Here is a 24,010-nt window from a genome sequence, read left to right as displayed (position 1 = left end):
GCGGCGCTGGGTAGGCAGGAGCGTCATGACGAGAACCGCTCCAGAGACCATGTCCGAGACGGACGTCATCGACCTGCTGCTGGCCCAGCACGCGATGATCAGAGACCTGTTCGACGAGGTCGAGCACGCCCCCGCCGACCGGCGCGGGGAGGCGTTCGCCCGGCTGGTGCGCATGCTGGCCGTGCACGAGACGGCCGAGGAAGAGATCGTCCACCCCTACGCCCGCCACAAGATCGACGGCGGCGACGGCGTCGTCGACGACCGGCTCGCCGAGGAGAACCAGGCCAAGGAACTCCTCATGCGGATGGACCAGGCCGGCCCGGACGCCCCCGACTTCACCCGGAACCTGCTGGCCCTGCGCCTGGCCGTGGAGGCGCACGCCCGCAGCGAGGAACGCTACGAGTTCACCCAGCTCCGCGGCCACACCACCGAGGCCGAACGCCGCGCCATGGCCGTGGGCGTCAAGGCCGCCGAGGCGATGGCCCCCACCCACCCGCACCCCGGCACCGAGTCGGCGACCAAGAACGTCCTGGTCGGCACGCCGGTCGCGATGATGGACCGGATCCGCGACGTCATCCGCCAGGCCATGGGCAAGCAGCCCTGACGCAACTGGCCGTCCCCTACCGAGCAGTCAAGAGCCGGCGGCCGGACGTTCGCGCGTCCGGCGCTCCCGGTCATGGCCGGTGCCGTATGGCACAACGGCCGGCTGGTGGGCGCATTTCGCCGCCGTACCGGCTCATGACCTCCATGAGGGCGGCGCTTGACGCTGGGCGAGCAGGGTAGCGAAGCGGCCATGGCAGATGACGTCATCACCCTCATCCAGGCCGACCACCGCAAGATCGAGGAGCTCTTCGCCAAGCTGACCAGCGGCAAGGGCGATCGGCCGGCCATCGTGGCCACGCTGCACGCGCTGCTCACCGCCCACGCCCGCGCCGAGGAGGACGTGGTCTACCCCCGCCTCGACGCCCACCACGGCCTGGAGGAGCACAAAGAGGCCGAAGTGCTGCTGGACGCCCTGAAACGGGCCCGGCCGGGCAGCCCGGAGTTCACCAGTGCCCTTGCCCTGCTCGCGCTTTTGGTGAGCCACCACGTTCAGGAGGAGGAGAGCACCCTGCTGCCCTTGCTCGCCCGCACCTCAGGCGAACGGGAGCTGCGCGACCTGGGCAAGGCGTTCCGGCAACGCCGGCAGCAGGAGCTGCGCGCGCTGACCGTCCCGCGTAAGGCCCGCCCCGCCTCTGGCCGAGGCGGACCTACCAAGACGCAACTGTACGAGCAGGCACGCGAGGCGGACATTCCCGGGCGGTCGCGCATGAGCAAGGAGGAGCTCGGGAAAGCCCTGGCCAAGACCCGTTCCTGAGCGCCCTGGCGATACCGCGAGCGCCCGCCGGAGGCCCAAGGCCGCGCGGGTGGAGATTCAGGCCGACGAGTACGTGGTGGCGTTCGCGATGGCCGCCGCTCTTAACTGGCGAGTTCCGTGCGAAGCCGGGCGAGGACGGCGCGTAGGAGACGGGAGACGTGCATCTGCGAGATGCCCAGTTCGGCGGCGATCTGCTCCTGCGTCAGGTTGCCGTGAAAGCGCAGCAGCACGATGGTGCGTTCCCTGGTGGGGAGGGCGTCCAGGAGCGGTTTGAGCGCGTGTCTGTCGAGCAGCGCGGCCAGCGGGTCGTTCTGGTCGGCCAGAACCTCCGCCCAGGGACCCGCCTGCCCTCCGCTGCCGGCGGGGGCGTCCAGGGACAGAGCGCTGTACGCCTCCGCCGCATCGAGCGTGAGCAGGACCTCCTCCTCGGACAGCCCATGCCGGCGGCGAGTTCGGGCACGGTCGGCGAGCGCCCGTGGAACTGGCTGAGGTCGGCGATGAGCCGGTTGAGCCGCGAGCGGCGCTCCTGGTAGCGGGCGGGCACCCTGACCGCCCAGGTGTGGTCGCGGAAGTGCCGCTTGACCTCGCCTGACATGGTGATGGCCGCATACCCGCGGAAGTCGTGGCCGAGACCGGCGTCGAAGCCGGTGATGGCCTTCATCAGGCCCAGGCAGGCGGCCTGGAGGAGGTCGTCGAGGGGTTCACCGCGTCCGCGGTAGCGCCGGGCGATGGCGGCGGCGAGCGGCAGATGCATCCGTACCAGGTGCTCGCGCAGCCGTTCTCGACGGGCCACCGGAAGGTGTGGCGTGGCCAGCTCCGTCAGCAGGTCCTCGGCCGTCCTGCTTGCATCGTCGGCGGCCACTTGCGGACCCTCCTTCCCCGGCCGGCTGGCCAACCTGCTTCCCCTCCCCTACCCGGGCTCCCCGGCGGAAACGGAGGCGTGCCCGCAGCGTCACAGCATGAGCTGCTCGTATCGTCTGCTGCGCCACTCGACCGTCACGACGGTGGCGTCGTCCTGAAGGCGGCCACGCTGGTGCTCCATGATGGTCTGGATCAGCCGTCGCAGCGTCTCCGGAGCCGACATGCCGTCGGCTTCGCGCCGGACGATGAAGTCGATGAAGCGTTCCAGCCCGAACAGCTCCCCCTTCGGGCTCTGCGCCTCGATGACGCCGTCGGTGTAGAACAGCAGCCGGTCCCCCGGCTGCAACTGGTAGCGCAGCAGACCGGTGCGGACGCCCATCCGGAACCCCATCGGCGGGTCGGGCTCGCTGTCCAAGGTGGCGACCTGCCGGCCTTCCCGCAGCACCAAGGGGGGATGGTGGCCCCGGTTGACCCAGCTCAGCCAGCCCGTCCGCAGGTTCAGGTCCGCCAGGATGCCGGTGGCGAAGCGCCCGGTGAACTGCTCGGCTATCGCCGCGTCGATGGCCTCGGTCGTCCCGGCGAGGTCCTCGCCCTGGCGTCGGTTGTTGCGGCAGGCGCCCATGGCGATGGTGGCGGTCAGCCCGGCGGAGGTGTCGTGCCCCATCGCGTCGAAGATGGACACGTGCAGTGTGTCGCCGTCGATGGCGAAGTCGTAGGCGTCCCCGCCGACCTCGTACGCCGGCTCCAGCGCGGTGCTGACCACCACCTGATCGTTGGCGAAGGTGCCCGACGGGAGCAGGTTCCACAGCACCTCGGCCGACAGGGTCATCGGCCGGGCGCGTACGAGGCGGGCGTAGGAGTCGCTGTGCGCGCGCTTGCTGATCACCAGCAGCGCGACCAGGGAGCCGAGCTGGGCGGCCAGCAACTCGGCGGCCGGCGCGCCCGGCGGCACGGTCACCCCGAGCACCCCGACCCGTTCGGTGCCGTCCAGCAACGGCACCCACAGCCGCCGCGGCTCCGCGCCCGCGGGCGGCGGCTGCGCCGTCTCCCCGTCGGCGGGGTCGGCCACGTGGCGGGCATGGACGATCTCCACGTCGCGATAGGCGCGGCCCGCCACCGTGGTGTCGATCCCGATCGGCTCCAGCGGTTCACCGGACGCGTCACGCTGCCCGGGCAACGGCACGAGATGCTGCTGCTGCAGGTCGGCGACGTACACCATCGTCTGGGAGAACCCGGCCCGCCGCGCGTGCTCGGCGACCAGGCCCGGCACGTCCTCCATCGCGGACAGATGATTGACCCCCAGCAGACCGCCCAGCATCCCCTCACCGTCACCTGCCATCGCGGTGCCTTTCCTAGGAGAACCGTGCCATCACCATAGATCGTCAGCTCAGGTTCGCGGGTGACCGTCCGGGGCGAGGCCCTCCCTCCCCGGGAACCCGGCTTCGCGCAGGCATGCCCGCACCTTCGGATCCGGACCGTTCATCGTCTCGTCCCTGTCCTCGTGGTGCGAGCGCTCTGCCCGCGCACGGCGGGCTCACACGCGGCGCCGGGTCCGGTGCAGCGGGAGAGCCACGGCGCCGGGATCCAGCACGCCTATGACCGGGCCAAGCAGGCCGTACGCCGTGCAGACCGACCGCGGGCTGACGCTGCGCAGCGGCCGGCACCACTTCTAGAACAAGCGGGACGGCTGCGTACGAGCGGTGTTCCAGCCCTGGAGCACCGCGTGACGGGAGTGGAGCCCCATGCCGTCACGTGGTGAGCCGTCAGTGGCGAATGTCGGGACAGTGGCGCGACGAGCACGGCGTCCGGCGAGGCGCACGTCTGGCGGCCGGGCACGAACCAGACCCTGTGCGGGCTGGCGCTGAGCCGGGCGCGCCTGGGCTGCCGTCGAGAAGGTAGGGAGCAAGAGCCGCCGCGGACCCCACCCGATCGGCAACTGACGTGGCCGCTGGTGCATGAGGTACTCCAGAGGGCGGCGGCCGGCCATCAAGGCGTTGCGGGGTGCATAGCCGGGCTCAGGCCGGGGCATGGGGTGGGCGATGGCGCCGCCCGGTCTGCGGCGGGTGGAGGGCCGGAGGGAGGCCCGGTTATGGCCTTGATGCCTGGCTTGGAGCCGAGTGAGCCGGTTGAGCAGCTGTTCCCGGTGAGTCCTGGGGTGCTGGCTGACATCCGGGCCTTCGTCGGCAGCCTGGCCGAGGAGGCGGGGTTCGCCGAGCGGGAACAGGAGCGGATCGTGCTGCTCACGCACGAGCTGTCGGCCAACGCGATCGAGCACGGCGCCAGCGAGGTGGTCGGCGTGCGGTGGGAGGACACCGGCCAGGGTGTCTGGATCACCGTGTCCGACCAGGGCGTCTTCGACGTCGGCGTGACGCCCGGCGATCGCGGGCGGGGCCTGCGGATCGTTCTCGCGATGGCCGATGAGGTCACGTTCCGGCCGGGTCGGCACGGGGAACCGGGCACGGTGGTCCGGCTGCGGGTGCCCGTCCGCGCCGGGCGCGCCGGTGCGGCGGCGGCTGGTCCGGCCCTGCCTCGGGTCCTGCTCGTGGACGGTGACCGGTTCGCCGGCCGTTCGTTGTCCTCGTTCCTGGACGCCGAGGGCTACCCGACGGTGGTGACGGGGTCGGCGCAGGCCGGCCGCGCCGAGTCGGTGAGCCCGCCGCGGCTGGCGATCGTCGACCTGATGACCTCCGACGGGCTGACCGTCCAGCTGTGTGAGGATCTGACGCGGGCGGGGGTTCCGGTCCTGGCCATGTCGATCCTTCCGCCGCCGGAGAACCTGCGCTCGAGCCGGTTCCTGCGCAAGCCGGTGCATCCTCTGGAGGTGCTGGCCGCGGTGCGGCTGCTGACCGAGCCGTCCGGCGCCGCCTCGGAGGTGCCCCATGCCTGAGCGGCGGTTGGAGAGCGGGCAGGCCCGGCTCGACGCGATCCTCGGCGGCGGTCTGATCAACCCGTCCGTGGCCCTCATCGCGGGGCTGCCGGGCAGCGGCAAGACGGTGCTGGCGCAGCAGTACGCGTTCGCGAACGGGACCGAGCGACTGCCCGCGATCTACTTCAGTACCGTCGCGGAACCGTTGAGCAAGATCCTGTACTTCGGCGAGGCCCTGACGTTCTTCGACCCTGGCCGGGTCGGTCGGGACGTGCTGTTCGAGGATCTCAGCGGCGAGCTCGGCGACAACGGCCTGAACGGCATGCTGAGCCGCATCAGCGGCCGGGTCGCGCGACAGCCGTGTTCGCTGCTGGTCATCGACAGCTTCCGGGCACTGCGCTACCGGGAAGTCGGCGAGCGGGAGTTCGAAGGCTTCGTCCACCAACTGGCCGGCCAGCTCGCCGCGACCGGCACGATGGCGCTATGGCTCGGCGAATATCGGCGCGACGAGCTGGAGGGCTGCCCGGAGTTCGCCGTCGCCGACGCCGCCGTCCTGCTCGCCACCGAGGCCTCCGGGCAGCGCGACAACCGTGCCCTTCGGGTGCTGAAGTTACGCGGCAGCGGTTTCCGCTCCGGCGCGCACGCCTACCGCATCGAAGGCGCCGGGGTGCGGGTGTTCCCCCGGCTCAGCGATGTCGACGCCGGAGCGTACGAACTGGGCGAGCGGCGGGCGACGTCGGGCATCGCCGCGCTGGACGAGCTGGTCGGCGACGGCTACTGGCCCGGCTCGGCCACCTTGGTGATCGGCCCTTCCGGGTCCGGCAAGACGGTGATGGGCCTGCAGTTCGTCTACGGCGGGGCGAGCCTGGGCGAGCCAGGGGTGTTCGCCTCGATGCAGGAGAACCGCGTCCAGCTCGAACGGATGATCAGTGGCTTCGGCTGGGGCTCCGGCTCGCGGGCCGCCGTGCTGCGCTGCGACTCGCCGAACGACATCTACATCGACCAGTGGTACTACGACCTGCTCGAAACCATCAGAGCGGCCGGCGCTCATCGGCTGGTGATCGACAGCCTCGGTGACCTCGCGGCGGCCTGCCCCGATGAGAAGCGGTTCAGGGAGTTCGTCTACGCGCTGCTCAACCACTGTTCGCGGGCGGGCATCAGCGTCCTGCTGACCCACGAGTCGGCCGAGTTGTACGGCCACACCAGGCTGTCCGAACGCGGGGTGTCGCACCTTTCCGACAATGTGATCCTGCTGCAGTATGTACGTAACGAGACTCACGTCGGGCGCGCGCTGACCGTGCTGAAGACCCGAGCGAGCCGTCATGTCCCGCAGCCGCACGAATTCGACATCACCAAAGATGGCATCAACATCAAGGCACCCCTCAAGGCCGTTTGAGGCGCACCGGGATCACGAACACCCGCACACCGTGCGCCTCAGCGGCGAGCTGGACGTGACCGGCTGCGGCGTCCTGGAGACCGCGCTCAGCCAGGCGGCGCGCCCGGGCCGCGACCTGATCGTCGACTGCGCCCGGCTCGGCTTCATCGACGCGGCCGCCATCGCCGTGCTGGTGCGCGCCGCCCGGATGATCGGCGAAGGGCAGCTACGGCTCACGAACGTGCGAGCCGGCCTGGCCGAGCTCATCGATCTGCTCAACCTGCCCGCCACGGTGCCCAACCTGCGCTGGGACAGGTCGAGAGGTTTCAGCGCCCGCAACCATGACACCAGGTGACTTCGGCACGGGCCTGGCCGGCTGGGGCATGATCTTCCAACGGTGGAGCCGCTGATGAGTGGCGCTCAGGAGCCACGGCCGGCGGATCCGGACTGGCGTGATCGCATCGGCGCAGCGCCGTGATCGGCAAGCCGGGGAGCGCGACCGGCTGGCCGGCGCCCGTGACGAAGCCGCGCGGCAACGCGACCACTCGGCCACTCGGCCACCAAACGGGATCAGGCGGCCGGTGAACGTGAACGTGATGCCGGCCGCAGCGAGCGGAGCGGCAGGGCCGTCTCAGGCGCCACGAGGGCGAGGTCGCGCATGAGCTGACCCTGCTGGAGAGCGAGCGGAGGCTGGCGGCGATCGAGCGGGCCGAGGACCGGCAGGCCAGCGCTGTGGATCGGTAAGCCGCCGCCGGCGATCGGCGGGCCAGCGGCAGGGACCGGCTCAAGGCGGCACAGGACCGGCTGGAGGCGGGTGACGATCGGCGGGTCGCCTCCGGATGGCGCAGCCGCAGGCGTATCACGTTCGGTTAGAACCGCCGCAGACGCATCACGTTCGGTTAGAACCGGCGCAGACGCATCACGTTCGGTTAGAACCGCCGCAGACGCATCACGTTCGGTTAGAACCGCCCGGATGGCCCAGCCGCAGACGCAGGACGTTCGGCTGGAACCGGCCGGAGGACGGGCCGTCCCGCCTCGCGGCGACGTCAGGAGGGAGCGTGATGCCGTTCGACAGCCCTCATGGTCCGCCCGACATCCCCCGCGATGATCGCGTGCACCAGCTCGGCGTGCACGTCCAGGCGCAGGCGGAGATAGTCGTCGTCGCGGCCGTCGTCGGGGTCGGCGTGCTCCGACAGGTCCGTGATGAAGCGGGTCATGCTCGAAGGCGTCCGCTTCTTCACCCGCGCGAAGGTCATCACCAGCCGCTGGCTCGACCCCAGCCACGGCGGCATCAACCTCGGCTTCCCGGAGAACACATGAGTCACGGGCCGCTCGCCGGAATCGTCGTGACGGACCTCACGCGGGCCCTGGCAAGGCCGCACGCCACCATGATGCTCGGCGACCTCGGCGCCACCGTCATCAAGGTGGAGACCCCCGGCGCCGGGGACGACACCCGGGGCTGGGGGCCGCCCTTCCGCGACGGCGAGTCCACGTACTTCCTGTCCGCCAACCGCAACAAGCGCTCCATCGAGCTGGACCTGAAGTCCGACGACGGCAGGCAGACCCTCGAAGCGCTGGTCCGCAAGTCCGACGTTCTCGTGGAGAACTTCCGCACCGGCGTGCTGGAACGCCTGGGCTTCGGGCCGGAGCGGCTGGCCGGGCTGAACCCGCGCCTGGTGGTGCTCAGCATCAGCGGGTTCGGCCACGACGGGCCGGAAGGCGGCCGCCCCGGCTACGACCAGATCGCCCAAGGCGAGGCCGGGCTCATGTCGCTGACCGGCTCGGCGCCGGACGACCCCCAGCGCGCCGGGGTGCCGATCGCCGACCTGCTGGCCGGCATGTACGGCGCCTACGGCGTGCTCGCCGCCCTCATCGAACGGCAGCACACCGGGGCGGGCCAGGTCGTGTGCACCTCCTTGCTGGCGGCCGTCGTCGGAGTGCACGCCTTCCAGGGCACGAAGTGGACCGTGGCCGGTGAGATCGGTCACGCGCAGGGCAACCACCATCCGTCCATCTCCCCGTACGGGCTGTTCCGCGCGCGGGACGGCGCCGTGCAGATCGCCGTCGGCAGCGAGAGCCTGTGGCGGCGTTTCTGTACGGCGTTCGGCCTCGACCCGGACCAGCCGGGCAGGTCCACCAACCCCGAGCGGGTCGCTCACCGCGGCGCCGTGATCGAGCTGGTCGAGGAACGCTTCGCGGAGCACGACACCGCGACGCTGCTCGGCCTGCTCGCCGAGGCGGGTGTGCCCGCCGGGAAGGTACGCGACGTGCGCGAGGTTTACGAGTGGGACCAGACCCGCAGCCAAGGGCTCCTTCTCGACGTACGGCATCCGGCGCTGGGGCCGATCACCCTGCCGGGGCCGCCGCTGAGGTTCTTCGACCCCGGCGGGGCCGAGCAGACCTTCACCGGGCATCTCCCGCCGCCCGTGCTCGGCGCCGACTCGGCGGCGGTCCGCGCCTGGCTCTCCGGCGAGACCCCGCTGCCGGAGAGCGCGTAGCGATTCGTGGCGCGTCGCTTGATAGGCACCTGGTCGGCGATGGTGGCCGGCAGGCGCGGCGTACCGAAGCGCCAGGCGTACCAGTTCTGAGGCCAGCCACCGACCAGCAACAAGGACCGGCCCGCCCCTCCTTGCACAATGTGCAGGCAGGATGTCGCCCACCCGGACATGAGTGTTGTCGAAGACGTCGGTGAAGCCGGCGACCCGGTCGAACGCACCCCCACTCCGGAACGGCTGCGGGCCTGGTTTACCGCCCGGCACCGATCCGGCGCTGGCCTGCTGCTCCTTCTCCCCCGCCTGGACGGCGCAGGTCGAGGTGCATCGGGTCGTGGCGATCCAGCCGGGCGAACGGGTCGCGGTGACGGGCGCGGCCGGCGCGGTCGGCGCGGTCGGGCGGTGACCGTGCAGCTCGCCGCGCGGGGCCGTCGTGAACATCCTCTGCTCCGATCCGCCGCGCGTCATGGATCGGCGCCGAGTCCAGCACCCGCCCGCGGCCGATCAACCCGCCCGGCCGGCGACCGCTACGGTCCGCCCAGGGATGCGCGCGACTCAGCTTCCGGGGGACAGGGTGAGCTTCACGGGGATGTTGCCCGTGACGGCCTTCGAGTAGGGACACTTGCGGTGGGCAGCCTCCAGCAGCGCCTCCGCGGTCTCCGGCGGCACGTCCGGAGCGGTGACGACGAGCTCGACGGACAGGTCGAAGCCGGCGCTCCCGCCGGCGATCGTCACCCGCGCCTCCACCCGTGCGTCGCGCAGCTTGACGCGTTGAGCGCGGGCGACGGAGGTCAGGGCTGAGAGGAAGCAGGCCGAGTACCCGGCGGCGAAGAGCTGCTCGGGGTTGCTGACGTGCCCGCCGGCTCCGCCCAGGCCTTCGGGGATTCCCAGGTCGAGCTCGATCAGGCCGTCGTCCGAGCGGACGCTTCCTGAGCGTCCGTCACCGGTGGCGAGGGCGTGGGCGGTGTAGCTGAAGGTGGTCATCGTTGGGTCCCCTTGACGAGAGTGAGCAGTTCTTTCACGGCTTGCGGCGTCGCCCTGGCGAAGGTCCCTCCGCGAGAGACCGGGGTTCCCATGGCTCGGGTGATCGCGACGGACGCCTCCGCCTGCCGGACCGCGAGCAGGGTCGGGTTCGCGACCAGCGCGCCCGGCACCTCGACGTGGTCGCGGGCGCTGAGCAGGGCGAACAGGCCTCCCGCCGACATCACGACATCGACGCCGCTCTCCTTGACCATGGTGATGGCCAGCGAGACGAACGTGTCCTTGATCGACTGGTACGCCACGTCGTCGTCGTAGGCCGCGACCGCCTGGTCGGGTGTGATCCGCAGCGGCCGGACGTCGACGACCCGGGACGACAGTCCGTAGCGTGCTATCTGCTCGCTGTGCCACGAGAGGTACACGGGGTCGAGGGTGACGAGGCCGATGCGGCCGCCCAGCATGCAGGCCTGGAGCATGCTGGCTTCGCCGTGCCCGATGACCGGGATGTCGACGGCCGTCCGCGCCTCGTAGAGGCACGCGTCCTGGAAGTGGCCGACCAGGACGGCGTCGAAGCCCTCCTCGGCCGCCGCGACGATGCCGACGACTGACTGGACGCCGCAGCGCAGCTCGCTGAGCCTGCCCAGCTGGGTGTCGGCCGGGCTGATCCCCCGCACCTCGTAGGTGACCCCGGGCGCGGCGATCTCGGTGAGGTAGGCCTGCAGCCTGGAGAGGTAGGGCTGGTGGACGGCCGGGTCGGTGAAGCTCTGGTACAGGATCCGGGAGGGAGGGCTGCTCATGGTCAGCTTTCGGGTGTCGGGGGCAGGCCAGGGTCGGCGAGGAGCAGGACCTTGCCACGGTGGTGGGACTGTTCGAGGAGGCGGTGAGCCTCGGCGGCCCTCTCCAGCGGGAGGGCCGCGTGGGTGGTCGGGACGATCGCGCCGCTCTCGTACAGCGGCCACACGTGCCGCACGAGGTCGGCGATGATCTGGTCCTTCTCGTGATCGGGTCGCATCCGCAGGCCGCTTCCGGTGAGCGTCAGGTTGTTCCTGAGCAGCGGTTCGAGGTCGATCGGGGCCTTCGAGCCGCTCTGGTGGCCGATCACGACGAGGCGTCCGCCGCGGTCCAGCACCCGCAGGTTTCGTTGCAGGTAGTCCGCGCCGACGATGTCGAGCACCACCGCGGGACGGATGCCGCGATCGCGCAGCTCGTCGGCGAAGTCCTGCCGGCGGTGATCGATCACGAGATCGGCGCCCAGCTCCTCGACGAACCGGGCTTTGTCGGGCGAGCCGACCGTGGTCGCCACCCGTACGCCGTGGGCGGCGGCGAGCTGCACGGCCGTCGCGCCGATGCCGCTGGCGCCGCCGTGCACGAGCAGCCAGGACCCAGGTTCGGGCTTGCCGGGCATGTAGAGGTTCGACCACACGGTGGCGGCGGCCTCCATCAGCCCGCCGGCGTCGACGGTGGAGACACCGGCGGGGACCGGCGCTAGGTGTGCGGCGCGCACGGCGACGTACTCGGCGTACCCGCCTCCGGGGAGGAGCGCACACACCTCACGGCCGAGCAGGTCGTCCGCGACATCCGGACCGGCCGCGACCACGACCCCGGAGACCTCGAGGCCGAGGTCGGCGACCGCTGCCGCGCCGGGGTAGTCGCCGGCTCGTTGCATGAGGTCGGCCCGGTTCACGCCTGCCGCGACGACGCGCACCAGCGCTTCACCTCGCGCAGGTTGCGGCAGGGCCCGCCGCGTCATCGTCAGGACCTCTGGTCCACCCGGCCGGCTGGCGACGACGGCTCGCATGTGCTGCGGGAGTGGCCGGCCGGGCGGCACGTGGTGGGCGTGCCCCTCACGGCCGGGTGGCACGTGGTGGGCGTGCCCCTCGGTGGCGGGGATCACCTGCTCACCCCCTTCCCAGGATGCGGGGCGCCGCGGTGCTCGCGGGCGCGGGCCACCGCGTCCTCGTGGAACTGTGCGAGAGCGGCGGGGTGAGGTGAGTGGTCGGCTGGGTCATCGCGCTTCCTCCTGAGGGGTGGTGCCGGGCAGGTGCGGTGGAACGGGTTGCCGGGCTCCGGCCGCGCTCACAGCGCCACGCACACGTTCGTCGTCTCGGTGTAGAAGTCGAGCGAGTGACGGCCGCCCTCGCGGCCGATGCCCGACAGTCCCATGCCGCCGAAGGGCGATCGCAGCTCGCGCAGGAACCAGGCGTTGACCCACGAGATCCCGGTCCGCATCTGGGCCGCGACCCGGTGAGCACGACGGAGGTCGGACGTCCAGACCGCCGCCGCGAGCCCGTAGTCGGTGTCGTTGGCCCGCCTGACCGCCTCCTCCTCGGTGTCGAAGGGCATGAGCGCCGCGACGGGACCGAAGATCTCCTCCCGGACGACCCGGTCGTCGTCGTTCAGGCCCGTCCAGAGGGTCGGCTCGACCCAGAAGCCCTCGTTGAGTACACCGCCCGGGGCAGCCGCCCGTCCTCCCGTCAGGGTCTTGGCGCCCGCCTGCTCGGCGAGGCCCGCGTAGTCGAGGATCTTCTTCTGGTGGGCCCGCGAGATCACCGGGCCGGTCGTCGTCGCCGGGTCCGAAGGCGCTCCGAGACGCAGGGCCTCGGCCGCGGCGACGAGCCGCTCCGTCACCTCGTCGAAGACGGGGCGTTCGATGTAGACGCGCTCCGTGCACAGGCACACCTGCCCGGTGTTGGCGAACACGGAGCGGGTCAGCCCGGCGACTGTGGCGTCGAGGTCGGCGTCGGCGAAGACGAGGGCCGCGTTCTTCCCCCCGAGCTCGAAGGACACCGGGCGGATGCGGGGTGCGACGGTCTTCATGATGCCGGCGCCGGTCGCCGTCGACCCGGTGAAGGTCACGCCGTCGATGCCCGGATGACTGGTGAGGTGCTCGCCTGCCGAACCGGCGCCGAAACCGTGGACGACGTTGTAGACGCCGTTCGGCACGCCCGCCGCGGCGAGCACCTCGGCGAGCAGCGTCGCCGAGCCCGGTGTCTCTTCGGACGGCTTGACGACGACGGTGTTGCCGCACGCCAGCGCCGGCGCCAGCTTCCAGGTCAGGAGGAGGAGCGGGAGGTTCCACGGCACGATCGCCGCCACGACGCCCAGCGGCTTGCGGACGGCGTAGTTCAGCGCCTGCCGGCCGTCATCCAGGTCCTGGAGGTAGGACTCCGCTCCTTCGGCTGCCACGACATCGGCGAACGCCCGGAAGTTGGCGGCCGAGCGGGCGATGTCGAGAGCGCGAGCGCCTGCTTCCGGCTTGCCGGTGTCGGCGACCTCGGCGGCCAGGAGGTCGTCGGCGCGCCGGTCGATCTCGTCGGCGATCCGGCGGAGCAGGGTGCAGCGCTGCTGGACCGTCGTCCGGCCCCAGGGGCCGTCCAGCGCCGCGCGCGCCGCCCGGACCGCCTGGTCGACAAGGGTGGCGTCCGCCTCGTGCACCCAGGCGACCTGCTGGCCGGTCGCCGGGTTGATGTCGGCGAACGCCTCCGCGCCGTCGATGAAGCGGCCGTCGAGGAAGTTCTTGTACTCACGCATGGGAGGTCCGTTGTGTCGGGGCCGAGTCGGGAGCCGTCGGCCGGGTGCGAGGTGGCTGGCGGTCCCATGCGCCGTCGGTTCCGCGGCTGCGGAGCTCCGGCTTGCGGACCTTGCCGTTCTCGGTCAGCGGGAGGGCGTCGAGCCGGACGAGGAATCGGGGGATGGCGTACGCCGCGAGGCGCGGGCCGCAGAACTCGACCAGGTCCTCGAAGTCGAGTTGCGCGGCTTCCTTGGCGACGACCGCCGCCATGACCTCGTCCTCGCCGAGCTCGGAATCGACGGCGTAGACCGCCACCTCCGCCACGGCGGGGTGCGCGCGGAGCACGTCCTCGACCTCCACCGACGAGATGTTCTCGCCGCGACGCCGGATCACGTCCTTGATGCGGTCCACGAACCGGATGGATCCGTCCGCTTCCACGCACACGCGGTCGCCGGTGTGGAACCACAGGTCCTGCCAGGCGGCGGTGGTCGCTTCGGGCATCCGGAAGTAGCCGGACGCGAAGGCGAAGGGCTGGTCGCTGCGCAGCAGCAGCTCACCCGGGGTGCCGGGCGGCACGTCGGCGCCGTCGGCGTCGACGATCCGCATGTGGAAGCCGGGCTGCAGGGTCCCGATGTGACCTGGTCGTTCCTCGCCCGGCCGGGTGGCCACGACCGCGTTGGTCTCGGTCGATCCGTAGCCGTCGAGCAGCGCGACGCCGAACCGCTCGCGGAACGGTCTCAGCAGCCGGCCGGGTGTCGCCGGCGACAGCGCGAGCCGTACCTGGTGGGCGCGGTCCTGGGCCGACGGCGGCCGGCTGTCGAGGATGCCCACCATGGCGCCGAGCAGGTAGGTCACGGTGGCGCCGCTGGCGGCCATCTGCGACCAGAACCGGGACGCCGAGAATCGGCCGCCCAGGACGTAGGTCGCGCCGCTGACCAGGGCCTGGCTGAAGGCGTTGAGTGCGTTGGTGTGGAACAGCGGCAGACAGGTGTGCAGCACGTCGTCCGGCCGGATCCCGATCTGGTCGCTGACGTTGTTGCCCCACCACCAGAACTGCGCGTGCGGGCACACGACTCCCTTGGAGACGCCGGTCGTGCCCGATGTGTACAGGATCGCGGCGGGGTCACCGGGGGCGACGACGGCCGGCGGCACCGGCGCCCGCATGGGCTCTGTCCGGTCGCCGAGGACCCATCTCGCCTGCAGGTCCGGCAGAGCCGGGAGACCTTCGAGGTGAGGTTCGATGCCGGCCTCGACGATCAGGAGCCGGGCCTGTGAGTTGGCCAGGATGTGGTGCAGCTGCGCCCCGCGGACGGCGGTGTTGATCGGGACCGCGACCGCGCCCAGCCAGGCCGCGCCGAGCACGAGGTCGAGGAGCTCGACGCGGTTGGCGGTGAGGAAGGCGACTCGTTCGCCCGGGGTGACGCCGCGGGCGGCGAGCGCACCCGCCGCGCGCGCCACCGCCTCGGCCATCTCAGCCGCCGTGCGGTGGACGTCGCCGCAGACGAGGGCGGGGGCTTCGGGCGTCAGCGCCGCCCGGGCCAGCAGCATCCCGGGGATGGTGCACTCACGCAGCGGTGTGTCCCGCGGCAGGCGACGGGGGTCGTCGCCGGTGTGCGCGGGGTCCTCGCCGGCGTGCGTGAGGTCCTCGCCGGTGTGCGCGGGGTCCGGGACGAAGGCCGCGGGGCCCGGCGTGGCGGGAGAGGTCGTGAGCGGCAGCTCCCGATGCGGCGGAAGGCTCTCACCGATCAGCCGCGCGACGACCTGCAGGCCGGCCGCGTACTCGACGGTGAGGAGCGTCGTGCCGTCGCTGGTCCGCGTGGAGGCGACGACTCGGCCCCGCTCGACGCTCACCTCGTCGAAGCCGTCGGCGCCGCACCCGGGACACAGCAGCCGCCGGGGGAAGAGGTGCTTGCCGCAACCACCGCAGCGCTGGACGTGGAGGCTCACGCGACCGCCTCCAGCACTGCCACGTTGCCGCAGGACCCGTGCCTGTAGAGCACCATGCCGTAGCCCGTGACCACGCCGATCCTGGCCTCGACCTGCCGGCCGGAGGCGCGCCCGCGCAGTTGCTGGACGACCTCCACCAATCCGTGCATGCCGCCCCCGGCTCCTGCCTGGCCGGCGGAGAGCTGGCCGCCGGACGTGTTGACCGGCAGCCGCCGGGTCGAGATCTGCTCGGCGATGACGGCCCGGATCGCTCCGGGGTGGGTCACCCCGAGGTCGACGAGCTGGGACAGCACCATCGCCGGGTAGTCGTCGTACACGCTGATCACGTCGGCGTCGGCCGGCGCGACACCCGCGCGGTCCCAGGCGGCGGGGGCACAGGTGGCGACCGCGGTCCGGATGCCGTCGCCTGCCTGGTCGTCGGCGTTGTAGGCGGTGGTGACCGCCAGCACCCGGGCGCGGCGGCCCGTGGCCCGCTCCTCGGCGGCGACCACGACGGCGTCGGCGCCCGTCACCGGCGGGACACAGTCGAAACGGCCGAGCGGTGACGCGACCAGGGGCGCGTCGAGGTACTCCGCCAGCGTCATCGGCGCGCGGTACACCGCTCCCCGGTTCAGCCCGGCCCAGGCGCGCTGGGCGACCACGAGGTCGCCGTAGTCCTTCCGGTCGAGCTGCCAGGCGGCCATCTGCCGTTGTGTCAGCATCGCGAACAGGGCGTTCGGCCCGGTCATGGGAAGGCCGGCCAGGTGGTCGACGGTCGCCTGGTTGTAGGCCCTGACCAGCTCGGTGTGGGCGGTCTTGTCCATGGCGTCGCCGGCGACCAGCACGACGACGGACGCGTCGCCGGCTTCGACGGCCCGCACGGCGTGCTGCAGCATTCCGCCGGCGCTCGCGCCGCCGTTGGTGTCCTGCATGATCCAGCGCAGGTTGAGGCCCAGTCGCCAGGCGAGGTCGATGGCGTGGTCCGGGCCGAGGGTGAAGCTGGCGACACCGAGCCCGTCCACGTCCCCCGGTTCGAGGCCGGCGTCGCGCAGGGCCCGGACGACTGCGTCACGCAGCACTCCTGCGGTCGTGGTGCCCGCGCCGGGGTGGCGGGTGTAGGGCGACTCGGCGGCGCCGACGATCGCGACGTGGTCGCGGGTGGGATGAGGCATGGATCTCCTCCGGCGGGCCGCGCCCGTGAGGGCGTGGCCCGCGCTGGTGGCGGGGGTTGTGGGCACGTTCGTCAGCGAAGCCGACGAGGGGTGCTCATTTGACGTCCTGATAGAGGTCGGTCGCTTTGAAGGAGGTCTTGAGCAGGCCGACCTTGACCATCAGGTCGATGACGCTCTGGACGCCCGCGGCGTCGTAGTCGACCTGGTACTGGGGAAGCCGCATCTTGGCGGCGACTTCCGCGGTCATCTTGGTGTACTTGGGCATCATCGCCGTCGCCACGCCGCGCGGGTCCGCTTCGATGTCGGCGACCGCCTTGGCGAGCGCGGCGCGGAAGGCCGCCACCGCGCCGGGCTGGTCCTCCAGGAACTTGGCGGACGTCGCGAACAGGCCCTGCGGCCCCTTCTGGTAGCCGACCAGCCGGATGTCGAGGGTGGCCTGGGTCGCGCTGAGGGTCGGCTCGGTCTGGAAGATGCCGTCGACGTCGCCGGCCTTGAGGGCGGCGGCCATGTTGGCCTGCGGGATCTCCACGTAGGTGACGCTGGCGGGGTCGAGGCCCTGCTGCAGCAGCTCACCCCGGAACCAGACGTCGCCGACGGAGCCCAGCGACGGGGTCGCCATCTTCTTGCCGACCATGTCGGCCGGCTCCTTGATGTCGGAGTCCGCCAGGACGTAGAGGCCGGACGCGTACTCCTCGGTCCCCGCGATCGCGGGAGCGGCGATGGTGACCGGGATGCCGGAGGACCGGGCGGTGATCAGCGAAGGGTAGGACACCAGGGCCAGGTCGGTGCTGCCGGAGACCAGGGCGTTGATCGTGGTGGCGCCGTTCGCGGCGGGCCTGAGCTCGACCTCGAGGCCCTCGGCGGCGAAGTAGCCCTTGGCGATCGCGTCGTACACCGGCAGCGAGTCGCCGACCGGAGGGATCGAGAGCGTGACCTTGGTGGGGCCGCCGGCTGACGCGGGGGCGTCGTCGCCGCCGCACGCGCTGGTGGCGCTCGCCAGCAGCAGTGTGAGCGCGAGCACGCCGAATTGTCGCTTGGTGCGCAGGTTCATGGGGGGTTCTCCTTCGAAGTTGCTTCGTCGCACGGGGCAGGGGCGGTCTCGGGCGCCGGGTGCGGACGACCCGCGCCCGGCGTCGTCCGTCAGTGGGAGGTTTCCGCGGTGGACAGGCCGCCGGGACTCGCCTCCCGGATCAGCCGGGCCACCTCGCTTCTCGTCTCGACGAACGAGGGGTTCTTCCTGGTGCGGATCTGGTCCCGCGGGAAGTCGAGCGGCACCGGGACGTCGGCCGTCATGACGGTCGGAGCCTTGCTGAGCGACAGCACCCGAGTGCTGAGGTAGACACTTTCGTCCACGTCGTGGGTGACGAAGAGGATCGTCACGTCGAACTGCTCCCGGACGCGGAGCAGCAGATCTTCGAGGTCGGAGCGGGTCTGCGCGTCGACGGAGGCGAACGGCTCGTCCATCAGGAGCAGCTCGGGCCGCATCGCCAGCGCCCGGGCGATGGCGACGCGCTGCTGCATGCCGCCCGAGAGCTGCCAGGGGTACTTGTCGGCCGCGTCGGCCAGGCCGACCGCGGCCAGCGACTCGGCGGTTCGTGACCGCCGCTCGGCCTTCGCGACCCGGCCCAGGAGAGGGAACTCCACGTTGGCGCCGACGCGCCGCCAGGGGAACAGCGACGCCCGGTAGTCCTGGAAGACCATGGCGAGGCCGCGGGGCACGCCGGTGATGACCTCCCCCGACAGCGCGATCGTGCCGTGAGTGGGCCGGAGCAGACCGGAGAGGGTGCGCAGCAACGTGGTCTTGCCGCAGCCGGACGGGCCGACGATCGAGGCGAACTCGCCGCGCCTGACCTCGAAGTTGATGCCGTCGAGAACCGTCTGGTCGCCCTGGCGAGTGCGGTAGGTGTGCCGGAGGTCCTCGACCTCCAGGAGTGCGTGGGACATCGCGGAGCCTTTCGGGCCGGGTCAGTCCTGGACTGACATCTGAAGGCGGTGCCAGCGCAGAACGCCGGCCTCGATCCCCGTCAGGACGAGGTTGGACAGGTAGCCGAGCAGCGACAGGGCGACGATGAACGACCACATGGGCAGGAACTGGAAGGAACGCTGGGCCTGGGTGAGACCGAACCCGATGCCGTCAGAGGCCGCGACCAGCTCCGAGGCGATGAGCAGGATGATGCCCAGCGACGTCGAGATGCGGATGCCGGCGAAGATGCCCGTACTGGCCGAGGGCAGGATCACCTGGAACAGGACGCGCACCCATGACACCCGCGCCACGCGAGCCGTCTCGACGTAGCCCTCCGGCACTCGCCGTACGGCGCTGTAGGTGTTGAAGAGGATCGGCCACACGGCGCCGAAGGCGATCAGCGAGACCCGCATCGTCGTCCCTGTTCCGACCAGGACGAGCGCCAGGGGAAGCAGGACCGGCCCCGGGAGGGCCCGCATGAAGTGCAGGATCGGCTCGACGAGGTGGGCGACGACCGGGATCCGGCCGAGGAGCACTCCGAGCGTGATGCCGATCGACCAGGCGATCAGGAGGCCGATGAGGAGCCGCTCCAGACTCGGGGTGATGTCGACGAAGAAGGCGTCGGTCACGATGCCGCCGGACAGCCCGTCGGAGAACCACCGCTCCCGCAGGTCGTCGAAGATCTGCAGCGGTGTGGGGAAGAACAGTGATTCTGAGCGTGCCGTCGCGAGCTGCCACACGAGCAGCAGCAGGGCCGCGGCGCCCCAGCCGACGGCGGCGCGAAGGACGCGTTCGTTGCTCCTGACCGAGGTGTTCACGAGTCCTCCCGGTGTGCCCAGCCGGCGAAGCGGCGCTCGAGTGCGGTGACCGCGGCGTTGACCAGGAGCCCGAGTGCTCCGGCGATGACGACACCTGCGCAGACGGTGTCGATTCCGCCCGGGAGCATGCTCTGCTGGAGCAGCCAGCTGCCGAGCCCGTCGCGGCTACCCCCGATGAACTCCGCGCCGACGCACAGGATGAGCGCCACGGAGGCGGTGATCCGCACGCCGGTCAGCACCGAGGGCACGGCGGAGGGCCAGACGACGCGGAGGGCGACCGTTCGCTGTGACCAGCCGAACGAGCGTGCGGTGGCCCAAGCCGTGCCGTCCGTGGAGTGAACGCCGTGAATGGTGTTGACGAGCAACGGCCAGACGCACCCGAGTGCCACCACGACCGCCTTCATCTCCAGCCCCTGACCGGCCACGAGCACCAGCAGAGGGACCAGCCCGACAGGCGGCAGTGGCCGGAGCAGCTCGACCACGGTGGCGGTGGCCGCGTGCAACCGGTCGGAGAGGCCGAGCACCAGCCCCGCCGGGACCGCGATCACCACGGCCAGGGCGAAGCCGACGAAGGCCGCCCACAGCGTGGCGCCGATCTGGCCGAGGAAGGCCGGGTCGCCGAGGAGCGCGGCCGAGCTGGCGAGGGTCGTCGACGCGGCGGGCAGCACGTCGCGGGGCAACAGGTCGTACCTGGCGACCACCTCCCACAGGGCGAGGAAGCCCAGAACCCCCGCCACGCCGCGGGCCGCGATGATGGAGCGTTCGATGATTCGGTCACTGCGAAGCACCCGCCCGGGAGGGCGCGTGTTGCCGTCGGCAGCGTGTGGGGTCACGCTGACGGTCTCGGTCGCGGTCAGCGCCACTGGCTGCCTGCTGTCCATGTCTCCTCCAGACCTCGCGCTCGGCTCAGTGGCCGAACGCCTCCTGCAGCCACCACGAGCCCTCGCGCGAGAGCACCTTGGCGTCGATGACCATCGGGCGGCTCGGACCGGTCGAGATCCAGTCCTTGACCGGCGCGAGGTCTGCCGTCTCCCGGACGGTGATCGCCTCGCAGCCGTGGCCACGCGCGATGGCGGCGAGGTCGCTGTCGGGGAAGACCACGGCGTCCAGCGGCGGGCCGTCGAATCCGAAGTGGTGCACCTCGGCGCCGTACATGGCGTCGTTGTAGATCACCACGAGAAGGGGCACCGCGAGCCGGACCGCGGTCTCCAGCTCGGTGATGCCCATCAGGAATCCGCCGTCCCCCACGCCGACGACGGGCAGCCGGCCGGGTTGGGCGAGCGCGGCGCCGAGGCCGGTGGCCAGGCCCAGCCCGACCGACTGGAACGCCTGGGTGAAGCAGAAGCCGTACTCGTCGGGGACGTCGAGGTACATGCTCGGGTAGCCCAGGAAGTTGCCCGAGTCCACCGACACGATCCGCTCGCCGGGAAGGAGCCGGTTGAGCTCCATCGACAGGGTGCGGGGATCGATCCGCCCGCCGGCCGACTGGTCGGTGAAGTCCACCTGGTTCCAGCGCAGCGAGGACCGGATGCGCCGCCCCACCTCGGGCGTGCGGTAGCCGCGACGGTCACCGCCGGCCGTCTCACGCAGGGCTGCCGTGGTGGCGCGAGCGGTTTCCGCGACGCCGCCCCACAGGCCCAGGTCCACGTCTCGGTTGCGGCCGATGGCCTCGGGGTCGATGTCGACCTGGGCGACCTTGGCGTGCTCGCCGATCAGCTTCCCGTGCCGCATCGTCCACATGTTCAGCGCGCAGCCGAAGCCGACCACGAGGTCCGCGCCGCTGACGAGCTCGGCGGTCAGCGGAGAGCTGAAGCCGCCGGACACGTCGATGCCCCAGGGGTCGTCGTTGAAGAGGCCCCGCGCGACGGCGGACGTGGCGAGCAGCGCGCCCGAGGCGGCCGCCAGCTCCCGCAGCGCCGTCTTCGCGCCGTCCGCCCGGCTGCCGCGCCCCGCCACGAAGACCGGCCGTTCGGCGGCCTGGATCAGCTCGACGAAGCGGGCGATGTCCCCGGGTGCGGGCTGGGGCAGGCCGAGGGGGTCGAACGTGCGCCGGCGCGCGTGGGCCGGCAGCTCCCTGTCCTGGACGTCGATGGGAACGTTGAGCACCACGGTGCGCTGCTGGTGCTTGCAGGCGGCGTAGGCGCGGGCGACGTCCACCAGAGCCGTTTCCGGCGAGCGCACCCGCATGGCGAGCGCTCCGGCGCCCTCGGCCATGCCGGCCTGGTCGATGAAGAAGTTGGAGGTGGGCTCGGTCGCCTCGGCGGTCAGGACGAGCAAGGACGTCCTGCTCTTGGCCGCTTCGGCGATTCCGGTGAGCGCGTTGGTGTATCCGCAGCCCTGGTGGAGCGAGAGGACGGCGACTTCGCCGGACATCCGGGCGTAGGCGTCGGCCATCGTGGCCGCTCCGCCTTCGTGGCGGGCCGCGACGAACCGGGCGCCGTGCGCCATGAGCGCGTTGGTGTAGTGGAAGTTGCCGCTTCCGACCACGCCGAAGGCGACCCGGACCCCGAGGCCGGCGAGCTGCTCGCCGATCGCGTCACGAACCAGCATCAGTTCACCTCCGAGACGTTGCCGGGAACCAGCGCGAGGACGCGGGCGGGGCTGCCCGATCCGCCCACGATGGGGAGCGGGGCGACCACGATCAGCGTGCCGGTCTGGGGGAGGAGGTCGAGGTTCTGCAGCTGGGTGACGCCGTACTTGCCCGCGCCGAGCAGGTAGGTGTGCACGGGAAAGGCCGGGTCGAAGCCGAAGGCCTGGCCGGCGTCGGTGCCGACGGTCTCGACGCCGAAGCCGACGATGGCGGTCTCCTCGGCGAGCCACCTGGCGCATTCCGGCGTCACCCCGGGGGTGTGCGGTCCGCGGTCGTCGGCGTTCAGGAACAGGTCCTGGTCGAGGGACCGGGCGGCCCAGCCGGTGCGGTAGAGGAGCCAGCCGGCCGGCAGCGCTCCGTGCTCGCGCTCCCACGCCCGCACGTCCTCGACGGTGAGCAGGTAGTCAGGGTCCTGCGCGGCCTCGGCGGTCCTGTCGATGACCACGGCGGGCCTGACCAGGCGCTCCGCCGGCACTTGGGAGACGTCGCCGTGCTCGACGCCGGTCACCCAGTGGCAGGGCGCGTCGAAGTGGGTGCCGACGTGCTCGCCGGTGTGGATGCCGTTCTGGTAGGAGGTCTCGCCGCGCTCGTCGTACCTGGCGAGCTCTTCCAGCTCGAAACGCGGGATGGGGGCCATCCCCTCGGGGAGCGGGAGGACCGGGGTCGACGAGGAGAGCGGCGCCGTCAGATCGACGACGGTGACGGCGCCGGACGCGAGGGCGTCGCTCCAGTTCGAGGGCTGGAGCGCCGGAGAAGCCGGAGGATTCATGCCGAGAATCCTGCGCGCGGTGAGACGCGGACCACCAATGCTAAAGCAGGCCTAGGTATAACCCCTTGGGTATGCCGGCGCCCTACGGTATACGCTCACGACATTGACGGAGCACTGGAGACGAGGTCATGGTGGTGGAGGCCCAGCAGCCGTTCGGCGGTCGACTGAAGTTGCGCCATTTGATCCTCCTCGTGACGATCGCCGATGAAGGGTCCTTCGTGAGGGCCGCCGAGGCCCTCTACGTGTCCCAGCCGGCGGTCACGCGCAGTGTCCACGAGCTGGAGGACCTCATCGGCATGCCCCTGTTCGTGCGCGGGCCGCGAGGTGTGCTCCCCACGACCGCCGGGGAGATCCTGATCGAACGGGCCAGATCGGCGCTGGGCAGCCTTCGCCGGGCGTCCGAGCAGATCGAGGAGGTACGCCAAGGAGGCGCGCGGCCCCTGCGGGTGGGGACCAACCTGGCCGGCGCCTACGCGTTGCTGCCACAAGCCGTCGTCGCGGTCAAGCAGACGCATCCCGAGATCTCGGTCTCCGTGGTGGAAGGCACCGCGGAGGTCCTGGCCACCAGCCTGCAGCGGAGCGAGGTCGACCTGCTGGTGGGCCGGCTGGACCCCGGAACCTACCGCGGGGCCCTGCACCACATCCGGCTCTACGACGAGGCCGTGCGGGCTGTGGTCCGCCGTGGCCACCCGGCGCTGTCCGCGTCACCGCAACTGGCCGACCTGTTGTCCTATCCGTGGATCCTGCCTTTGCAGCCGAGCACCTTGCGGACCGAGCTCGACGAGATGTTCGCCGCCGCCGGCCTCAAGGCGCCGCGCGACATCACCGAGTGCTCCACCCTGCTGACTTCGCGCGAGATCGTCCTGCAGACCGATTCGATCGCGCCCCTGCCCATGCTCATCGGGGTGCGCGACGACCTGCTGGACATGCTTCCGCTTCACCTCGACACCGTCCCTCGCGCGATCGGCATCACCCTTCCCGCGGACCGCTCGGTGAGCCGCGAAGCGCGAGTGCTGGTGGACGCGCTCACCGAGACCGCGCGGCTGCTCGCGGCGGAGCTGCGCAGCGCCGCGCAGAAGCGCGCGGAGCCGCGGATCTCCGGTCGCGCGGACCAGGCGTGAAAGCGCCTCAAGGGCAGGCTAGGCGTTCGTGGGGAAGCCCAGGTTGACACCGCCGTGCGAGGGGTCGAGCCACCGGGACGTGATCACCTTGCCGCGGGTGTAGAAGTGCACGCCCTCGGTGCCGTGCACGTGCGTGTCGCCGAAGAGGGACGACTTCCAGCCGCCGAAGCTGTAGAAGGCCATCGGCACCGGGATCGGCACGTTGATGCCG

At 71.5% G+C, this 24,010-nt stretch carries 22 protein-coding genes and 2 pseudogenes; 8 read left to right on the top strand and 16 right to left on the bottom strand.

Features of this window, described 5'->3' with window-relative positions; translation table 11 throughout:
* The first annotated feature begins 25 nt into the window (after positions 1–25).
* Positions 26–604: a hemerythrin domain-containing protein gene (locus ABD331_RS47845; RefSeq protein WP_344491291.1), complete on the top strand. Its 579-nt coding sequence runs from the start codon at positions 26–28 to the stop codon at positions 602–604.
* Between the two features lie 189 nt (positions 605–793).
* Positions 794–1,357 (top strand): hemerythrin domain-containing protein, encoded by a 564-nt coding sequence (locus tag ABD331_RS47840; RefSeq protein ID WP_344491288.1) that lies wholly within the window; start codon positions 794–796, stop codon positions 1,355–1,357.
* 101 nt (positions 1,358–1,458) lie between these two features.
* On the opposite strand, the pseudogene ABD331_RS61155 reads toward ABD331_RS47840, so the two are convergent.
* Together ABD331_RS61155 and ABD331_RS47825 are read right to left on the bottom strand one after the other, a co-directional pair.
* Positions 1,459–2,183 (bottom strand): annotated as a pseudogene (locus tag ABD331_RS61155) (SigB/SigF/SigG family RNA polymerase sigma factor).
* 126 nt (positions 2,184–2,309) lie between these two features.
* Positions 2,310–3,557 carry a PP2C family protein-serine/threonine phosphatase gene (locus tag ABD331_RS47825; protein ID WP_344491285.1) on the bottom strand — a complete coding sequence of 416 codons (1,248 nt, stop codon included), beginning with the start codon at positions 3,555–3,557 and terminating at the stop codon, positions 2,310–2,312.
* A 750-nt stretch (positions 3,558–4,307) separates the two neighbouring features.
* Here ABD331_RS47825 and ABD331_RS47820 point away from each other — a divergent pair.
* Genes ABD331_RS47820 through ABD331_RS47810 form a run of 3 tightly spaced genes read left to right on the top strand, consistent with a single transcriptional unit; the run spans position 4,308 to position 6,814 of the window.
* Positions 4,308–5,105: an ATP-binding protein gene (locus tag ABD331_RS47820; RefSeq protein WP_344491282.1), complete on the top strand. Its 798-nt coding sequence runs from the start codon at positions 4,308–4,310 to the stop codon at positions 5,103–5,105.
* Entirely contained in the window at positions 5,098–6,480 is a 1,383-nt protein-coding gene (locus tag ABD331_RS47815; protein WP_344491279.1) for an ATPase domain-containing protein, read from the top strand. Before ABD331_RS47820 ends, ABD331_RS47815 begins: the two co-directional genes overlap by 8 nt.
* 31 nt (positions 6,481–6,511) lie before the next feature.
* Complete coding sequence (locus ABD331_RS47810) at positions 6,512–6,814, top strand: STAS domain-containing protein (RefSeq protein WP_344491276.1); 303 nt, start codon at positions 6,512–6,514, stop codon at positions 6,812–6,814.
* Positions 6,815–7,505: 691 nt separating this feature from the next.
* Here the strand turns inward: ABD331_RS47810 and ABD331_RS47805 are convergent.
* A complete protein-coding gene (locus ABD331_RS47805; RefSeq protein ID WP_344491273.1) occupies positions 7,506–7,676 on the bottom strand; it encodes a hypothetical protein in 171 nt (56 codons plus the stop codon).
* Between the two features lie 99 nt (positions 7,677–7,775).
* Here ABD331_RS47805 and ABD331_RS47800 point away from each other — a divergent pair, with 99 nt between their 5' ends.
* Complete coding sequence (locus ABD331_RS47800) at positions 7,776–8,957, top strand: CaiB/BaiF CoA transferase family protein (RefSeq protein WP_344491270.1); 1,182 nt, start codon at positions 7,776–7,778, stop codon at positions 8,955–8,957.
* Between the two features lie 190 nt (positions 8,958–9,147).
* Positions 9,148–9,357, top strand: a complete 210-nt coding sequence (locus ABD331_RS47795; protein WP_344491267.1) for a hypothetical protein — start codon at positions 9,148–9,150, stop codon at positions 9,355–9,357.
* Between the two features lie 149 nt (positions 9,358–9,506).
* Here the strand turns inward: ABD331_RS47795 and ABD331_RS47790 are convergent, their stop codons facing one another.
* The 12 genes from ABD331_RS47790 to ABD331_RS47735 form a co-directional block, all read right to left on the bottom strand.
* Positions 9,507–9,935 carry an organic hydroperoxide resistance protein gene (locus ABD331_RS47790; protein WP_344491264.1) on the bottom strand — a complete coding sequence of 143 codons (429 nt, stop codon included), beginning with the start codon at positions 9,933–9,935 and terminating at the stop codon, positions 9,507–9,509.
* A complete protein-coding gene (locus ABD331_RS47785; protein WP_344491261.1) occupies positions 9,932–10,726 on the bottom strand; it encodes an aspartate/glutamate racemase family protein in 795 nt (264 codons plus the stop codon). The genes ABD331_RS47790 and ABD331_RS47785 overlap by 4 nt, the downstream gene beginning before the upstream one ends.
* A 2-nt stretch (positions 10,727–10,728) precedes the next feature.
* Entirely contained in the window at positions 10,729–11,823 is a 1,095-nt protein-coding gene (locus ABD331_RS47780; protein ID WP_344491259.1) for an NAD(P)H-quinone oxidoreductase, read from the bottom strand.
* Positions 11,824–12,005: 182 nt separating this feature from the next.
* Positions 12,006–13,460, bottom strand: coding sequence for a 2-hydroxymuconic semialdehyde dehydrogenase (locus tag ABD331_RS47775; protein WP_344491257.1), 1,455 nt, complete (start codon positions 13,458–13,460; stop codon positions 12,006–12,008).
* The gene (locus tag ABD331_RS47770; RefSeq protein WP_344491254.1) at positions 13,453–15,387 is read right to left on the bottom strand and encodes an ATP-dependent acyl-CoA ligase; all 1,935 of its coding nucleotides are present in this window, start codon (positions 15,385–15,387) and stop codon (positions 13,453–13,455) included. Before ABD331_RS47770 ends, ABD331_RS47775 begins: the two co-directional genes overlap by 8 nt.
* Positions 15,384–16,538 (bottom strand): thiolase family protein, encoded by a 1,155-nt coding sequence (locus tag ABD331_RS47765; RefSeq protein ID WP_344491251.1) that lies wholly within the window; start codon positions 16,536–16,538, stop codon positions 15,384–15,386. The genes ABD331_RS47770 and ABD331_RS47765 overlap by 4 nt, the downstream gene beginning before the upstream one ends.
* A 94-nt stretch (positions 16,539–16,632) precedes the next feature.
* Entirely contained in the window at positions 16,633–17,589 is a 957-nt protein-coding gene (locus ABD331_RS47760; protein ID WP_344491248.1) for an ABC transporter substrate-binding protein, read from the bottom strand.
* Positions 17,590–17,678: 89 nt separating this feature from the next.
* Positions 17,679–18,482, bottom strand: coding sequence for an ABC transporter ATP-binding protein (locus ABD331_RS47755; RefSeq protein ID WP_344491245.1), 804 nt, complete (start codon positions 18,480–18,482; stop codon positions 17,679–17,681).
* 21 nt (positions 18,483–18,503) lie between these two features.
* The gene (locus ABD331_RS47750; RefSeq protein ID WP_344491242.1) at positions 18,504–19,319 is read right to left on the bottom strand and encodes an ABC transporter permease; all 816 of its coding nucleotides are present in this window, start codon (positions 19,317–19,319) and stop codon (positions 18,504–18,506) included.
* On the bottom strand, positions 19,316–20,200 hold the full coding sequence (locus ABD331_RS47745) for an ABC transporter permease (RefSeq protein WP_344491239.1): 885 nt from the start codon (positions 20,198–20,200) through the stop codon (positions 19,316–19,318). The genes ABD331_RS47750 and ABD331_RS47745 overlap by 4 nt, the downstream gene beginning before the upstream one ends.
* Before the next feature lie 25 nt (positions 20,201–20,225).
* Positions 20,226–21,869 carry a thiamine pyrophosphate-binding protein gene (locus ABD331_RS47740; protein ID WP_344491236.1) on the bottom strand — a complete coding sequence of 548 codons (1,644 nt, stop codon included), beginning with the start codon at positions 21,867–21,869 and terminating at the stop codon, positions 20,226–20,228.
* A complete protein-coding gene (locus ABD331_RS47735) occupies positions 21,869–22,678 on the bottom strand; it encodes a cyclase family protein (protein WP_344491233.1) in 810 nt (269 codons plus the stop codon). The genes ABD331_RS47740 and ABD331_RS47735 overlap by 1 nt, the downstream gene beginning before the upstream one ends.
* A 128-nt stretch (positions 22,679–22,806) precedes the next feature.
* Between ABD331_RS47735 and ABD331_RS47730 the strand changes: the two genes are divergently transcribed.
* Positions 22,807–23,799, top strand: coding sequence for a LysR substrate-binding domain-containing protein (locus tag ABD331_RS47730; RefSeq protein WP_344491230.1), 993 nt, complete (start codon positions 22,807–22,809; stop codon positions 23,797–23,799).
* 18 nt (positions 23,800–23,817) lie between these two features.
* Here the strand turns inward: ABD331_RS47730 and ABD331_RS47725 are convergent.
* Positions 23,818–24,010 (bottom strand): annotated as a pseudogene (locus ABD331_RS47725) (methylmalonate-semialdehyde dehydrogenase (CoA acylating)); the annotation flags it as partial.

It is taken from the genome of Nonomuraea monospora, assembly GCF_039531895.1.
Lineage (GTDB): Bacteria > Actinomycetota > Actinomycetes > Streptosporangiales > Streptosporangiaceae > Nonomuraea > Nonomuraea monospora.
Note: the sequence above shows the minus strand (reverse complement) of the source record. Positions and strands in the feature narration are given on the sequence as shown.

Coding starts and splice junctions, on each gene's coding strand:
- ABD331_RS47815 (WP_344491279.1), top strand. CDS start 5,098: ATGCCTGAGCGGCGGTTGGAGAGCGGGCAGGCCCGGCTCGACGCGATC.
- ABD331_RS47825 (WP_344491285.1), bottom strand. CDS start 3,557: ATGGCAGGTGACGGTGAGGGGATGCTGGGCGGTCTGCTGGGGGTCAAT.
- ABD331_RS47820 (WP_344491282.1), top strand. CDS start 4,308: ATGGCCTTGATGCCTGGCTTGGAGCCGAGTGAGCCGGTTGAGCAGCTG.
- ABD331_RS47735 (WP_344491233.1), bottom strand. CDS start 22,678: ATGAATCCTCCGGCTTCTCCGGCGCTCCAGCCCTCGAACTGGAGCGAC.
- ABD331_RS47785 (WP_344491261.1), bottom strand. CDS start 10,726: ATGAGCAGCCCTCCCTCCCGGATCCTGTACCAGAGCTTCACCGACCCG.
- ABD331_RS47760 (WP_344491248.1), bottom strand. CDS start 17,589: ATGAACCTGCGCACCAAGCGACAATTCGGCGTGCTCGCGCTCACACTG.
- ABD331_RS47775 (WP_344491257.1), bottom strand. CDS start 13,460: ATGCGTGAGTACAAGAACTTCCTCGACGGCCGCTTCATCGACGGCGCG.
- ABD331_RS47845 (WP_344491291.1), top strand. CDS start 26: ATGACGAGAACCGCTCCAGAGACCATGTCCGAGACGGACGTCATCGAC.
- ABD331_RS47805 (WP_344491273.1), bottom strand. CDS start 7,676: ATGACCCGCTTCATCACGGACCTGTCGGAGCACGCCGACCCCGACGAC.
- ABD331_RS47755 (WP_344491245.1), bottom strand. CDS start 18,482: ATGTCCCACGCACTCCTGGAGGTCGAGGACCTCCGGCACACCTACCGC.
- ABD331_RS47800 (WP_344491270.1), top strand. CDS start 7,776: ATGAGTCACGGGCCGCTCGCCGGAATCGTCGTGACGGACCTCACGCGG.
- ABD331_RS47730 (WP_344491230.1), top strand. CDS start 22,807: ATGGTGGTGGAGGCCCAGCAGCCGTTCGGCGGTCGACTGAAGTTGCGC.
- ABD331_RS47840 (WP_344491288.1), top strand. CDS start 794: ATGGCAGATGACGTCATCACCCTCATCCAGGCCGACCACCGCAAGATC.
- ABD331_RS47745 (WP_344491239.1), bottom strand. CDS start 20,200: ATGGACAGCAGGCAGCCAGTGGCGCTGACCGCGACCGAGACCGTCAGC.
- ABD331_RS47765 (WP_344491251.1), bottom strand. CDS start 16,538: ATGCCTCATCCCACCCGCGACCACGTCGCGATCGTCGGCGCCGCCGAG.
- ABD331_RS47790 (WP_344491264.1), bottom strand. CDS start 9,935: ATGACCACCTTCAGCTACACCGCCCACGCCCTCGCCACCGGTGACGGA.
- ABD331_RS47740 (WP_344491236.1), bottom strand. CDS start 21,869: ATGCTGGTTCGTGACGCGATCGGCGAGCAGCTCGCCGGCCTCGGGGTC.